Origin of the sequence: Pseudoalteromonas sp. SK18, from assembly GCF_001974855.1 — a bacterium.
Lineage (GTDB): Bacteria > Pseudomonadota > Gammaproteobacteria > Enterobacterales > Alteromonadaceae > Pseudoalteromonas.
Genome location: NZ_MTQB01000023.1, coordinates 1 through 14,718, shown reverse-complemented (window position 1 = coordinate 14,718; position 14,718 = coordinate 1). Strand labels below are relative to the sequence as shown.

Annotated in this window: 11 protein-coding genes; 5 read left to right on the top strand and 6 right to left on the bottom strand. The window is 40.9% G+C overall.

Going from position 1 to position 14,718, the window contains the following annotated elements; translation table 11 throughout:
* Nucleotides 1–243 precede the first annotated feature (243 nt).
* Nucleotides 244–1,527, top strand: coding sequence for a lipid IV(A) 3-deoxy-D-manno-octulosonic acid transferase (gene waaA / locus BW139_RS14745; protein WP_076920164.1), 1,284 nt, complete (start codon nucleotides 244–246; stop codon nucleotides 1,525–1,527).
* Nucleotides 1,524–2,072: a DUF1415 domain-containing protein gene (locus BW139_RS14740; protein ID WP_076920163.1), complete on the top strand. Its 549-nt coding sequence runs from the start codon at nucleotides 1,524–1,526 to the stop codon at nucleotides 2,070–2,072. The genes waaA and BW139_RS14740 overlap by 4 nt, the downstream gene beginning before the upstream one ends.
* Before the next feature lie 35 nt (nucleotides 2,073–2,107).
* Here the strand turns inward: BW139_RS14740 and BW139_RS14735 are convergent, their stop codons facing one another.
* The 4 genes from BW139_RS14735 to purL form a co-directional block, all read right to left on the bottom strand.
* Entirely contained in the window at nucleotides 2,108–2,437 is a 330-nt protein-coding gene (locus BW139_RS14735) for a YdbL family protein (protein WP_076920162.1), read from the bottom strand.
* A gap of 9 nt (nucleotides 2,438–2,446) precedes the next feature.
* On the bottom strand, nucleotides 2,447–2,644 hold the full coding sequence (locus BW139_RS14730; RefSeq protein ID WP_076920161.1) for a YnbE family lipoprotein: 198 nt from the start codon (nucleotides 2,642–2,644) through the stop codon (nucleotides 2,447–2,449).
* Nucleotides 2,644–5,082: a YdbH domain-containing protein gene (locus BW139_RS14725; RefSeq protein ID WP_076920160.1), complete on the bottom strand. Its 2,439-nt coding sequence runs from the start codon at nucleotides 5,080–5,082 to the stop codon at nucleotides 2,644–2,646. The genes BW139_RS14730 and BW139_RS14725 overlap by 1 nt, the downstream gene beginning before the upstream one ends.
* 104 nt (nucleotides 5,083–5,186) lie before the next feature.
* On the bottom strand, nucleotides 5,187–9,077 hold the full coding sequence (gene purL / locus BW139_RS14720; protein WP_076920159.1) for a phosphoribosylformylglycinamidine synthase: 3,891 nt from the start codon (nucleotides 9,075–9,077) through the stop codon (nucleotides 5,187–5,189).
* A 211-nt stretch (nucleotides 9,078–9,288) separates the two neighbouring features.
* On the opposite strand from purL, the gene mltF reads away from it, so the two are divergent.
* Together mltF and BW139_RS18500 are read left to right on the top strand one after the other, a co-directional pair.
* Complete coding sequence (mltF, locus tag BW139_RS14715) at nucleotides 9,289–10,734, top strand: membrane-bound lytic murein transglycosylase MltF (RefSeq protein ID WP_076920158.1); 1,446 nt, start codon at nucleotides 9,289–9,291, stop codon at nucleotides 10,732–10,734.
* A 135-nt stretch (nucleotides 10,735–10,869) separates the two neighbouring features.
* Nucleotides 10,870–11,040 carry a hypothetical protein gene (locus tag BW139_RS18500; RefSeq protein WP_008468235.1) on the top strand — a complete coding sequence of 57 codons (171 nt, stop codon included), beginning with the start codon at nucleotides 10,870–10,872 and terminating at the stop codon, nucleotides 11,038–11,040.
* Here BW139_RS18500 and tadA read toward each other — a convergent pair.
* Nucleotides 11,037–11,543 carry a tRNA adenosine(34) deaminase TadA gene (gene tadA, locus BW139_RS14710; RefSeq protein WP_010390967.1) on the bottom strand — a complete coding sequence of 169 codons (507 nt, stop codon included), beginning with the start codon at nucleotides 11,541–11,543 and terminating at the stop codon, nucleotides 11,037–11,039. The two genes, BW139_RS18500 and tadA, sit on opposite strands and share 4 nt — an antisense overlap.
* Before the next feature lie 177 nt (nucleotides 11,544–11,720).
* Between tadA and BW139_RS14705 the strand changes: the two genes are divergently transcribed.
* Nucleotides 11,721–13,025 carry an inosine/guanosine kinase gene (locus BW139_RS14705; RefSeq protein WP_076920157.1) on the top strand — a complete coding sequence of 435 codons (1,305 nt, stop codon included), beginning with the start codon at nucleotides 11,721–11,723 and terminating at the stop codon, nucleotides 13,023–13,025.
* Nucleotides 13,026–13,047: 22 nt separating this feature from the next.
* Here BW139_RS14705 and glsB read toward each other — a convergent pair whose 3' ends face one another.
* The gene (gene glsB / locus BW139_RS14700) at nucleotides 13,048–13,971 is read right to left on the bottom strand and encodes a glutaminase B (RefSeq protein ID WP_076920156.1); all 924 of its coding nucleotides are present in this window, start codon (nucleotides 13,969–13,971) and stop codon (nucleotides 13,048–13,050) included.
* Nucleotides 13,972–14,718 lie beyond the last annotated feature (747 nt).

Genomic DNA, 14,718 nt, shown 5'->3' with positions numbered 1-14,718 from the left:
GGCAGGAAAAATTAATTTCATTATTCCATAATTTTATAGCCAAATCACCTCTATATAACTAAATTAAAGCACGGGCAGATAGTTATTATCTTACACAGCGTGGCAAACCTATTTTTTAAATTATAAATAACAGAAGGTTTTTATCGTTGTTACTTTTTCCGAGTTGCTATTTTATATTTGTGTATTTAGAAAAAAACGATTTCACGCTAAACTAGCGCCACTTTCATTTACATAAAGCACAGTATGGCACGCATTTTTTATTCACTCGCATTAATTATTATTAGCCCGCTGATCGTATTTTACTTATATGTATTAAGAGGTAAGAAAAACGCGGGATATCGCGTTCACTTTAAGGAACGTTTTGGCTTCATAAGCCGCGCTTTATTTTCAAATAGCAACAAACCGGTTGTATTTCATTGTGCTTCTGTGGGCGAGGTGTTAGCTGCAACCCCTTTAATCAAAGCCCTACAACATGAACAACCGCAGTTAAATATTTTAATTACCTGCAATACCCCCACAGGACGAGAGCAAGTTACCGCACAGTTTAAACAAAGCGTTGCTGTTAGCTATTTACCCATTGATTTTCCTATGGCCACCACTCGCTTTTTAAAACGAGTAAAGCCGCAATTACTCTGTATTTTAGAAACTGAACTCTGGCCGAACTTAATGGCTAATGCGCAAAAACAAAATATACCTGTATTGGTTGTTAACGCGCGTCTATCTGAAAAGTCACAGCAAGGCTACGAAAAAGTTGCCCAGCTAACTCGCAGTATCATGCAATCAATTACCGCACTTGCAAGCCATGACAAAACAGATGCAAATCGCTTTATTGAATTAGGACTACCTGCTGAAAAAAGCCATGTAACGGGATCAATAAAATTTGATATTACCCCAACCACTGCGCAACTCGATAAAGTCGCCTCTTTAAAGCAAGATTATAAAAAAGCAGAACGCTTTATATGGGTTGCAGGTTCTACCCACCCTATAGAGCATGAGTATATTTTAGCAGCCCACCAGCAACTACTAGAAACACATCCTGACGCTTTACTGATCATTGCGCCACGTCATCCCGAACAATTTGATAAAGTTGCAGAGCTACTGACTCACTCAAACCTTAGCTTTAGTCGCCGCAGTCAAAAAAATTATAACAATGAACAAGTTGTGTTAGCCGACACATTAGGTGAATTACAATATCTATATGGTGCCGCTAATATTAGTTTTATCGGTGGCAGTTTAATTCGTCGTGGTGGTCATAATCCATTAGAGTCGGCAGCTTTTGCAGTGGGTGTACTTACCGGCCCTCATACCTACAACTTTGACCATGTTTACCCTGAACTTATTAAACTCAAAGGCGCCCATGTGATTGAAAATACTGACGAACTAGTGCTTGCATTGCTTCGCTTAATTAAAAACACCAAAGCGTGTGATATTCTTGGCAGTAAAGCCGCTCAGTGCGTTGCTAAAAACCAAGGCGCTATTGCCAAAACGCTTGCCATTATAACTCCTTATTTAGAGCCAAAACCGTGACTCATTTAGCTATATCTCAAACCCGTGAATGGGTAAGTGCTGTGATTGTAAAATACAATTTTTGTCCATTTGCCCGTAAAGAGGTTGAAAATAACTGCATTCATTACACCATGAGTAGCGCCTCAAAAATTGATGATGCTGTTATGGATATGCTTGAACAATGTATCCAGCTTGACCGTGATCTTCAGCGTGAAACCACTTTGTTAATATTTGATAATGGCTTTGCAAATTTTGAAGACTTCTTAGACCTTGTTGATTTAGCAAATGCGCTACTAGTTGCACAAGGGTTTGAGGGGAAGTACCAAATTGCAAACTTTCATCCTGATTATGTATTCGCTGATAGTGATGAAGATGACGCTGCAAATTATACTAATCGCTCGCCTTTTCCTACTTTACACTTAATACGTGAGGCAAGTATGAGCGCGGCACTAGATGAATACAACGAGCCAGAGTCAATTCCTGAACACAATATCAACTTAGCCCGCCGTAAAGGCATTCACTTTTGGCAGCTGCTGCTTGAAAATTGCAAAAAACCGAGCGTATAAGCTCGGTTTTTAGTTTCTTTAAATGATACGTAAGGTTATTTTTTCACCCAGTTACCATTAACTTCTATGTAGTGACCCGCCTGGGTTTTTTCAATGGTTTTTGCCGCTGCTAACGCTTCTACTTGAGCAAGTGACAAATTGTTTTTCTTAGCTAACTTTAAATACTGCGCCTTACGCTTTTCGTTAATTTCATCAATAACGGCCTTAGCCTCACTATTGTTAACCACCAATCCTAAATAACCCGAGCTATTTTCACCGACGAGCCCTTGGTTTTTAGCGTCATCTAGGCTCATAGCCCATACTGAAAACGACAGGCACAGTGCACCGAATAACATCACTAAATTTAGTTTGTTGTTAATTTTCATACCTTACTCCTAAAATAATCCACTTTCGTCACTGAACAAGTTATCGAGCTCTTTATCTACCTTGACACGAATTTCGTGATCAACTTTGACATTTAAGTTAATCGTTATTGGTTCTTTAGTTGCCACCTCAACCCGATGAGTACACGCACTGAGTACACTAATGGCAATCAGTGCTGTCAGCGTTTTTAGCGTTAATAACTCTCTCATTATTGGTTTCCTTTTTGTGAGTATTGCTGCTCAACTTTTTGGGTGATTTCATCACTTAAGCGTAGTGCACGTAACAGTGTAAACACGTTTTCTTCATGATTATAATTAAAGTTAACCTGCTGCTTAGCCTGCTTATTATAGCCTTGCAAATTAACACCTAACTTTAACCAACCATCATTTTTTAATGCCACACTACTTTTGAGATTCTGTATATCTAGATCTTTTAATAACCCTAATACAGGTTTAAGCGCTTGTTGCTGTTCAAGCACAGCTTCAAAAGCGGCATTGTTGGTAATTTTTAAACGTCCTTCGCCTTGGCTAAATAACTGACCATCAAGCACAGACACTTGGTTTTTATCAAAATGAACAGGGAGTGTGCCAGCTAGACGACCACTGACACTAATACCTGATTGTTCATTAAAAGTAACCAATTTACTGGCATCAATATTATCAAATTCAACATCTACAATTTGATTGGGCTGACCTACTATATAGCGCTCTATGCCAAAATTACCGTCAAAAACATGCCCTTTAACATCATCTATTTGCACTTCATCATTTAACCGCCAATGCCCTGTTATATTATTAATAACCGCACCCGCTCTAAGCTCATTAATGCTAAAGGTAGTAGGTTCAACATTAAGCTGACCTGAACTATATTGACCACTAAAAATACTATTAAAGTCACTCGCGAGATAGTCGTTATAAAGCGCAGTTAATTTGCTGACTTCCCCTTTAAAAGACGCTTTTTGTAAATTAATATCTCCGTGTATATGCCCATTAAACTCACCCTGAGTGAGCGTTGCTAATGGCGCAAACTGATTAATATAGCTATTTAATGGCAATATACTTTGCACCGGAAATATAACCTCAAACGGATGTGCTTGCGATGAAAAGTGATGATTAACAACTAGCTCCATACCATCAACAAATGCATGGTGCGTTGCTTGTAACGCCCGACTTTGCTCTCCTGAAGAGTTAACTTTTATATTTTTCAACTGAAGTTCTGGGCTATTTATAGTTTTAATACTCGTTTTTGCAGCTAACTTAGCAAATATTTCTCCTGCGCCTAAATGTGCGTTAGCAGTGAGTGTATTGTGTATACCTGTGAGTTTATATTTTTTGTATTGTGCACTTTTAAACTGATGAGATAATGCAATTTCGGCATTACGTTTATCATCTATTTTTGCCGTAATACCTGCTTGATATTGCACAATAGAGGTATTAAAACCATCAACCTCTGCTGCGCTCAGTTGTGCATTAACATGGGCAGTCGGCGTGTCATCAATAACATTGCTAATAGCAAACTCACCATTGATGTGAATGTTCTTAGCATTTATGTTTGTAAGTCTAGGCAGCTTTTTAAGCGCTAAAGCAAAGTCGCCTTGTAAATTCCCTCCTGATAACTGCGTATTAATTTTCAAGTTATCATTCACTGATTTGCTTACTTGTAGTGTAATTTGCGACTGTATACTTTGTATGGGCCTTGTCGTATCTAGACGAGTATCTGTTATTGACAGTTTATAGTGCTTATCTCCCTCACTAGTTATGCTTATCGCTGGTAGGCTAAGTTGATTATTCTCAAGGTTAATATTCGCGGGCAGTGTTAATTGCCAATTCAGTGGCAGTGGTTCAATAGCCAACTTACTGCTGTCTATCAACGCTGTACAATGAGGGGCAAGCGTTAAGTTGTTATTTAACGCTTGGGTATCAAGGGTTACAGCTTTGCTGTTTAAATTAACACTCGCTGCTATTTTACCTTGGCTATGCGTTTGTACTTGGCACTGTTTATAGCTATCAACATATTGCGCACTAATATCACCCTTTAAATCGAGGTTAATACCATCAAAGTTAAATTGCTGCTGAGCATCAAAGGTTATTCTCTGAAACGCAGAGAATGCGTTATTTGCAATCAGCTTGAGGTGTGACTCATTGATCTTAAAGTTACCACTGACTAAGTTTTTTTGTAGGCGCACCGTTGCATCTATGTCGCCCTGTATTACAAATTGGTTTAGATCAGGCTCTGAAATGCTCAATTTAAGCTCTTTACTCAACTGATTATTCACTAACAAAAGCAGCTTAATGCTAACTAATGGACGCTTATCTAAGAGCGCTAAGTTAAGGGGCTTTGCTAAACTATTATTGCCACTACTTGATGAAGTACTTGTTACCAACTGTGCTTGTTCAATTATTATTTGCTGAGTATTTGCGGTTATATTTTTAAGGGTTAACTGTTGTCCTTGGTACTGTAAGCACATGTTCTGCACATGAATATTAAGTTTAGTGGTAATAGAGAAATCTAGGCAGCTTAATATTACCCCTACTTTTTTAAGTTCAGGAGCGATGGCCCATTGTAATAACGGTAAGCGAAATACATAACCAAGTAATAATATACTCAGTATAAGAGAGCCAATAATTAAACCAATACGCTTAAACATATTATCCTTAAATGCTTTTTAGCCATAATAATCAAAAAAGGCTGCACAAGGCAGCCTTTTTTTTTTACATCTAGATCATGAATCTAGTGTGTATAAATAGATATTTAACCTACATTTTTACGCGCATTTCTAAACATACGCATCCATGGGCTATCCTCGACCCACTCATCTGGGTGCCAAGAGTTAGCAACCGCACGGAATACACGTTCAGGGTGCGGCATCATTACAGTTGCACGACCATCTGTTGATGTAATACCGGTGATCCCTTCTGGCGAGCCGTTCGGGTTTGCTGGGTACTGCGTTGTTGGATTACCGTAGTTATCAACAAACTTAACCGCTACAGTGCCGCTTGCAAGTGCAGCCTTAGTTGCCGCATCATTTGCAAATTCTGCATGACCTTCACCATGAGAAACTGCAATTGGCATACGCGAACCAGCCATACCATTAAAGAACACCGATGGGTTTTCTTGAATTTCAACCAGACTAAAGCGTGCTTCAAAACGCTCTGACTTATTAGTTACAAAGCGCGGCCAATGTTCAGTACCCGGAATTAACTCTTTTAATGTTGATAGCATCTGACAACCGTTACATACACCTAAGCTAAAGGTATCTTCACGATGGAAGAAGCTTTGGAACTGATCGCGTGCCATATCGTTAAACAATATTGACTTAGCCCAGCCTTCACCGGCGCCTAATACGTCACCGTAAGAGAAGCCACCACACGCCACTAAACCTTTAAACTGTTCAAGCGTTAAACGACCTTCTAAAATATCACTCATGTGGACATCTACCGCAGCAAAACCAGCACGGTTAAACGCAGCAGCCATTTCTAGGTGCGAGTTAACGCCCTGCTCACGTAAAATAGCCATTTGTGGCTTAGCACCTGTCGCAATGTACGGTGCAGCAATATCTTCGTTTAAGTCAAAGTTAAGTTTAACGTTTAAGCCTGGGTCTTTTGCATCAAATTTAGCGTCAAACTCTTGCTTTGCACACTCAGGGTTATCACGACGTGCTTGCATCTGATAGGTTGTTTCGGCCCAAATTGTACGAAGCTCAGTACGCGTATGATTAAGTACTGTTTGCTCACCACGATTAAATACAATGTTATCGTTATTATTAAGCGAGCCAATCACATGGCTAATTGCGGCAACACCATGCTGCTCAAATACAGCTTTTACAGCATCTAAATCACTGTTTGCTACTTGAATTACAGCACCTAACTCTTCGTTATAAAGCGCTTCAATATCAGAGCCTGTCAAAGTCGCTAAATCAACGGTAACACCGGTGTGACCGGTAAACGCCATTTCAGCAATAGTGGTAAACAAGCCACCGTCTGAACGGTCATGATACGCAAGTAACTTACTATCAGCGACAAGTGCTTGCATAGCATTGTAAAAGCCTTTAAGTAACTCAGGGCTGTCTACATCTGGAGTAACATCACCAAGCTGCTTATAAACTTGTGCAAGGCTTGAGGCGCCCAGTCGGTTTTTACCCGCACCTAAATCAACTAATATAAGCGAAGTGTCGCCTTTATCAGTGCGCAGCTGTGGAGTCACCGTTTTACGTACATCGTCAACGCGGCCAAAGGCTGTAATAATAAGTGATAAAGGCGATGTTACTGATTGCTCAGTCGTATCATCTTCATTTTTCCATGTCGTTTTCATCGACATCGAGTCTTTACCTACTGGGATTGTTAACCCAAGTGCTGGACATAACTCTTCGCCTACGGCTTTTACCGCTTCATACAGACCTGCGTCTTCGCCAGGGTGACCTGCAGCCGCCATCCAGTTTGCAGATAACTTAATGTTTTCTAGGCTACCAATATTAGCACCGGCAATATTAGTAAGAGACTCAGCCACAGCCAAGCGTGCTGAAGCGCCATAATTAAGTAATGCCGCTGGAGTACGTTCACCTAGTGACATAGCTTCACCATGGTAAGTATCATATGTTGCTGCGGTTACTGCACAGTTAGCCACAGGCACTTGCCATGGGCCTACCATTTGATCGCGTGCCACTAAACCAGTTACCGAGCGGTCGCCAATAGTAATTAGGAACGTTTTTTCTGCAATGGTTGGTAAACGTAATAAACGCTGCGCTGCATCCGCAGGATTAATTGCATCCACATCAAGTGCAGTACCTACTACTTGCTTCGATGTAACATCACGATGCATTTTAGGTGCTTTACCTAATAAAACATCCAGTGGCAAATCAACAGGGCTGTTATCAAAATGACTATCGGCAACTGTTAAATGACGCTCTTCTGTTGCTTCACCAATAACCGCATATTGTGCGCGCTCACGCTTACAAATAGCTTCAAAGCGTGCAAAGTCTTCAACGCCCACAGCGAGCACATAGCGCTCTTGCGATTCATTACACCAAATTTCGTGTGGTGCCATGCCCGGCTCATCATTAGGGATATCGCGTAGTTGGAATTTACCACCACGTCCGCCATCATTAACAAGCTCAGGGAATGCATTTGATAAACCACCAGCGCCCACATCGTGTATAAACGCAATAGGATTTGCATCACCTAGCTGCCAACATTTGTCGATCACTTCTTGACAACGACGTTCCATTTCTGGGTTTTCACGCTGTACTGAGGCAAAATCTAAATCTTCGTTTGATTGACCCGATGCCATACTTGATGCAGCACCGCCGCCTAAACCAATGTTCATTGCAGGGCCGCCAAGCGCAATCAATTTTGCGCCTACTGGAATATCGCCTTTTTGAACATGATCAGCACGAATATTACCTAAACCACCGGCAAGCATAATTGGTTTATGGTAACCACGTACTTCTTCACCATTATGGCTTGTTACTTTTTCTTCGTAAGTACGGAAGTAGCCTAACAAGTTAGGACGACCAAACTCGTTATTAAATGCAGCGCCACCTAATGGGCCTTCAGTCATAATATCTAGGGCATTAACAATACGGCCAGGCTTACCAAAATCGCTTTCCCAAGGCTGTTCAAAACCAGGGATACGTAAGTTAGATACAGTAAAGCCCACTAAACCCGCTTTTGGCTTAGAACCTCGACCGGTTGCGCCCTCATCACGGATTTCACCGCCTGACCCAGTTGCGGCACCAGAAAAAGGAGCAATCGCTGTTGGGTGGTTATGGGTTTCAACTTTCATTAAAATTTCAATGTCTTCTTGATGATACGCATATTCACCTTGCGCATTCGGGAAGAAGCGACCCGCCTTTGAGCCTTTCATTACGGCTGCGTTATCTTTATAAGCAGACAGTACATTTTCAGGATTATGCTCAAAGGTATTTTTAATCATTTTAAACAACGACTTTGGCTGTTCAATACCATCGATAGTCCAATCAGCATTAAATATTTTATGACGACAATGCTCTGAGTTTGCTTGTGCAAACATGAATAATTCGATGTCGTTAGGGTTGCGCCCTAACTTGATGAAATTTTCAACTAAGTAGTCAATTTCATCATCAGCAAGTGCAAACCCTTGCTCTATATTTGCTACGGCTAATGCTTCGCGGCCGCCACCTAAGATATCAACTGATGACATTGGGCGTGGCGCATCGCTGCGAAATAACTGCGCTGCATTTTCTAATTTGCTATGAGTAGCTTCAGTCATGCGATCATGAAGAAGCGCTGTAACCTGTGCAAGCTGTTCGGCGCTTAAATCACCCTCAACATAATATGCAATTCCTCGCTCTACGCGATGAACTTGCTTAAGCCCACAGTTATGAGCGATATCAGTCGCTTTTGAAGCCCATGGCGAAATAGTACCAGGGCGAGGCGTTACTAATACCAACTGACCCGCTGGCGCATGCTCAGCTATTGTTGGTCCATAGGTTAATAACTTCTCAAGTTTGGTTTGCTCATCATTGTTTAATGGCGATGTTAAATCGGCAAAGTGAGCGTATTCGGCATATACATTGGTGACAGGAAGTTGCGATTGTTGGCAACGCGCTAAAATTTTATTAACTCTGAACTCTGAAAGTGCTGGTGCACCACGAAGGATCAACATAAGTAATTTCACCCGGGGTTAGGGATTGAACGATATTTTAGGCGCGTATTATAGTCCAAATTACTCTCAGATTTAACTCAAAAATGCGCTTTTCATTAAATTAACTTTTTCTTTTTGTTTACACCTATTTTTTACTGGCTGCGATTAAACGGTAAGTGACGTAATCAGTAAGTTTTGTTATAACAGGAGATACGATGCTAAAGAGGCGAATATGTTGAAGATAAAGCTAATAACAATCATTACGTTAGTCATCCTTTTGTGTGCCTGTAACACACAAGAGCAGTCAACACAGCTCGCCCAAATTAAATCAGAAAATAAAATTCGCGTTGGTACACTCGCCAGTGCAAGTAATTATTATCAAGCTGTTCAAGGAGAACAAGGGTTTGAATTTGAACTCTCTCAAGCATTCGCCGACTACCTTGGGGTAGAGCTTGAAATTGTGCCCTTTTTTAATTTATCCGATATGTTCGCGCGCTTAGATAGTGGCGATCTCGATTTAATTGCCTCTGGGCTTACTTTTAACAAGGCGCGCGCCAAACGTTACCGCTATGGCCCAACTTACAGAACGATAAGTCAAAAATTAGTTTTTAAACAAGGGCGTGAACGCCCTCGTGATTTTGATGATTTAACCGGAAACTTCACCGTTATTGCTAAAAGTAGTCATTCATTAACATTAGAAGAAATAAAACAAAACAACCCAGATTTAACTTGGAATGAAACCGAAGAATTTGATGAAGAAGAGTTACTACAAGCCGTTATTGATGGGGAAATAGATTACACCTTAGCAGACTCTCATACATTAGCGTTGTTTAGGCGCTATCACCCTAACTTGAGTATTGGCTTTTCAGTTACGCGTAATGATTCAATTGCATGGATACTTCGAAAATCAAATGATGATTCTTTATACGCATTGTTAGTTCCTTTTTTTGGTGAGGCAAAACAAAACAATCAACTTTATGTACTTGAAGAAAAGTACTTTGGCCATGTACGTCAGTTTAATTACGTTAATACCTTAGCCTACATAGATGCAATAAAAGAAACACTGCCTAAATATCAACCTTGGTTTGTGCAATATGCGGGTAGCCTTGATTGGCGCTTACTTGCTGCATTGAGTTATCAAGAGTCGATGTGGAACCCACGAGCTAAGTCACCAACGGGTGTACGCGGTATTATGATGCTAACAAGGCGCACAGCAAAACAAGTCGGTGTTACTAATCGCTTAGAGCCAGAACAAAACATACGTGGCGGTGCTCAATACTTAGCAAAATTAATCAAGCGTATACCAGATAGAATCCCGCAGCCTGATCGAACTTGGCTTGCACTTGCCGCTTATAATGTTGGTTGGGGCCACGTCAATGATGCCCGCATAATTACTGAGCAACAAGGCGCTAGCCCTGATAAATGGGCTGATGTTAAAAAGCGCTTACCATTACTAGTAAAAAAACGTCACTACCGTAATACCCGCTATGGCTATGCTCGCGGTGATGTTGCAGTGACTTACGTTGATAATATTCGTCGCTATTACGATGCGCTTGTTTGGCTGGATGAAAATGACGCAATGGCAACTATACCGCCAGCAAGCGAAACAAAAGAGCAGACTATTAAACCAGATGAGGCAAATCAACGTACTAGTGATGAAGTCGAAAAAGAGAAATAAATATGCTATGAAATTTCGCGCTGAATTAGCGACATGCCAGAAAAGCAAATAGTTGTTTACTTGCAATCAATTATTCAATAATCTGGCTCAATTGTATTAAAATTTGTGTCATCACCAAGCACATAAGGATAAGTCATGCTTAAACGTAGACGTACACATCAGCTTAAACGTTGTATAAAACACTCAACTGCCACTCGTCGTCGAGTGATGTTAAGAAACTTACATAAAAAGATAATTTGGCGCCGTCGTATGTTTGCTATGCAGCAAATGGCTGAGCTAGACGCCTTAATAGCAGCTGCAGACTAATCGTTGTTAAGGTTGCGAGCGGCTAGCTTTGCGGCTTTAATTTGTGCTCGACGGCGCTTAAAAAAACTCGAAATAGTCTCTGCACATTGTGTCTCTAATACCCCACCCGTTATTTCTACCTGATGGTTCAAACGAGGTTCTTGCAACAAGTTCATAATTGAACCAGCAGAACCCGTTTTAGCATCGGCTGCACCAAATACTAAGCGTTTAATTCGGCTGTGCACCAATAAACCTGCACACATAGAGCACGGCTCTAACGTGACATACAAAGTGCAATCAATTAAGCGATAGTTATTAAGCACTTTTCCGGCCTCTCTTACCGCTATCATCTCAGCATGAGCCGACGGATCATTATCGGTAATTGAGCGATTATAACCCGCGCTTATAAGCTGATTATTTTTGACAATAATAGCGCCTACCGGGATCTCATCGAGTTGCTCTGCTTGTTTTGCATACACAAGGGCTTGTTCCATCCAATATTGGTCGTCAAATGGCTCTGTCATGATTATTACTTAACTATTTTTTATGCCGTAATTATACCAACTTAGCGTAATAAAATGCGTTATTGATCACTTTATTGCAAAAATAAAACAAATTTAAGTGGTTTGTCATGGCTCATAAGGCAGGATTTACGCTATAATCTCACGCTTTTTTTATTTAGCTCACAACACGGGTAGCAAATGAAATTTCCTGGACGCCGCAGGCATAAACATTATTTTCCAGTGGAAGCCAAAGATCCACTGACCAATCAACTTAACGCCACTGAGCGATTACACCGCAGCTATATTACGGGGATCGATCAAATCGTTGTTGATATAGAAGCTAAGGTTGACCAAGCTTTTCTCGATGAATTTCAATTGCGCCGAGGGATGTCGCAAGTTATAGATAATGACATCACCAATGCTTTATACGATCGCTTAAAACTGAACGACATGGTCGATTACGAATTCGCAGGCGGAACCGTTGGCAACACGATGCACAACTATTCCGTACTTGCTGATGACCGTTCGGTGCTATTAGGTGTAATGAGTGAAAATATAAAAATAGGCAGTTATGCTTATCGCTTTTTATGTAATAACTCAAGTCGCGTAGACTTAGACTACTTACAGCCTGTAGATGGTCCTATAGGCCGCTGTTTCACATTGATTGATGAAACGGGTGAACGCACCTTTGCCATTAGTGCTGGCCTGATGAATTATCTAAAGCCTGAGTCAATTGATAAAGAGCTAATCGAAGGCTCATCGGCATTAGTGATTAGCGCTTATTTAATGCGTACTCAAGGCGATGAAACCATGACCGAAGCGACCATGCAAGCAATCAAGTATGCTAACGATGCAGATGTACCGGTTGTATTAACACTCGGTACTAAGTTTCTTATCGAGCAGGATCCGACATGGTGGGCTAACTTTGTAGAAAAGCATGTTGATATCCTTGCTATGAACGAAGAAGAAGGCCAAGCAATTACTGGATTTGAAGATCCATTACTAGCTGCCGACAAAGCATTAGACTGGGTTGATTTAGTAATTTGTACTGCCGGTGAAAAAGGCTTATTTATGGCCGGTTTTGTTGATGACAGCTGCAAACGCGAAACAGAGTATCCACTTTTACCTGGTGCTATCCCTGATTTTAATCGTTATGAGTTTTCACGTGCAATGCGTAAAGTTGACTGTGAAAACCCAATAAAGGCATATAGTCATACTGCTCCGTTTATGGGCGGGCCTGACTCGATTAAAAATACCAACGGCGCTGGTGATTGTGCTTTAGCCGCTGTATTACATGACTTATCAGCGAATGTTTATCATAAGTTGAACGTTGCTAATTCAGCAAAACATCAGCAACAAGCGATTACCTACTCTTCGCTCGCTCAAATCAGTAAATACGCCAACCGTGCAAGTTACGAAGTGCTGGTTCAGCATTCTCCACGCTTATCACGTGGCTTACCAGAGCGCGAAGATTGTTTAGAGCAAGTGTATTGGGATCAATAAAATCCCAATGCACTAAGCGTATTTAAAATATAGATATATCAAGCTTTTTAGATAGCAGCTCTAATGCTGCTATTCCTGCCACCGAGTTACCAAAAGAGTTTAATCCTGGGGAATACACTGCCACAGTAAACCTATTCGGTAATACCGCCAATATAGTCCCAGAAACCCCTGATTTTCCAGGCATCCCCACTCGATAACCAAAATCACCCGCCGCATCATATAAACCACTGGTAAATAACAACGAGTTTAGTTGCTTGTTTTGACGGCTAGAAAGCACTCGTTTAGAAGAGCTGTAGTCTATCCCTTTATTAGCTAAAAAGTTGTAAGCCTTAGCAAGTTCAATACAATTAAGTTCTATGGCACAAAAATTAAAGTATGACCACAGCACATCATCCACTTCATTTTCAAAGTTACCGAATGATTTCATTAAGTGTGCCATTGCCGCATTTCGATGCCTAAACTCATACTCTGAATTAGCCACTTGTTTATCTATTACGATACTTCGATTACCAGATAAATCGCGAAATGTTTCAAGCATAGAGTGCATAGGTGCAGATAAACGACTATACAGAGCATCACAGGTAACAATCGCCCCTGCATTAATAAATGGGTTACGTGGAATACCTTTTTCAAACTCAAGCTGTGTCAAAGAGTTAAACGCCGTACCTGAAGGCTCTTTGCCCACTCTATTCCATAATTCATCGCCATAGCGTTGCAACGCTAATGTCAGAGTCATAACCTTAGAGACAGATTGAATTGTGAAGCGTTGCTCACAATCACCGGCACAAAAAATTTCTCCGTCCGTAGTATAAATGGCAATGGAGAACTGCTCAGGAGAAACCTCTGCCAATGCCGGTATATAATCGGCAACTTTACCCTGCGTTAGTAAAGGCTTAACCTCTTGAGTTATCTCATTTAACACTCGTTGGTAATCACTCGTTGGCAATCGACACCTCAATAATACGAAAACTAAAGTCAAATTTTAACACGTAGGATCCATAACTGCATGGGAATGTTAAGTCTATATGTTATTAGTAATATGATAGGAAGCATATACATGGTGGGATTAGCGGGCAGTCTCTTTTTTAAGATATTAAGTAATTTATCTTTAAATTTAAAACAATAAAAAACCAGCATTTTGCTGTGACGTGGTTCTGTTATTTGGATCCAGTGCGCTCACTTATAGCGACAATACAGTAAAGTGTCCTACTATTTTGTTGAGCTCCGAGCTGTTTTTTTTGATGTATAGGAATACGAATGGCGTGGAGCACAGGATGTGCAAGAGCAGCCACTACTGAGTTCCATATATGGTCTTGGCTTGATGTTTTACTTTATCTCAGACAACAAAAAACCCGTTACATTACTGTAACGGGTTTCTTTAATTGGATCCTGGTAATGTCATGGTGCCCACAGCGGTAGAAAATCACATAGCAAATGCTACCCTATTATTGTGTCGGGGCGGCCTTGTGCGGGGCTCGCCTTCGAGCTGTTTTGTTTGACTACTGAGTTTGGCATGGGCTCTTGGCTATTTACTAAACCCCAAACAACAAAAAACCCGTTACATTGCTGTAACGGGTTTCTTTAATTGGATCCTGGTAATGTCATGGTGCCCACAGCGGTAGAAAATCACATAGCAAATGCTACCCTATTATTGTGTCGGGGCGGCCTTGTGCGGGGCTCGCCTTCGAGCTGT

Bases quoted from the DNA above. Each gene is read 5' to 3' on its own strand.
- waaA (WP_076920164.1), top strand. From the start codon at position 244: ATGGCACGCATTTTTTATTCACTCGCATTAATTATTATTAGCCCGCTG.
- tadA (WP_010390967.1), bottom strand. From the start codon at position 11,543: ATGACAGAGCCATTTGACGACCAATATTGGATGGAACAAGCCCTTGTG.
- BW139_RS18500 (WP_008468235.1), top strand. From the start codon at position 10,870: ATGCTTAAACGTAGACGTACACATCAGCTTAAACGTTGTATAAAACAC.
- mltF (WP_076920158.1), top strand. From the start codon at position 9,289: ATGTTGAAGATAAAGCTAATAACAATCATTACGTTAGTCATCCTTTTG.
- BW139_RS14725 (WP_076920160.1), bottom strand. From the start codon at position 5,082: ATGTTTAAGCGTATTGGTTTAATTATTGGCTCTCTTATACTGAGTATA.
- BW139_RS14730 (WP_076920161.1), bottom strand. From the start codon at position 2,644: ATGAGAGAGTTATTAACGCTAAAAACGCTGACAGCACTGATTGCCATT.
- BW139_RS14705 (WP_076920157.1), top strand. From the start codon at position 11,721: ATGAAATTTCCTGGACGCCGCAGGCATAAACATTATTTTCCAGTGGAA.
- BW139_RS14735 (WP_076920162.1), bottom strand. From the start codon at position 2,437: ATGAAAATTAACAACAAACTAAATTTAGTGATGTTATTCGGTGCACTG.
- purL (WP_076920159.1), bottom strand. From the start codon at position 9,077: ATGTTGATCCTTCGTGGTGCACCAGCACTTTCAGAGTTCAGAGTTAAT.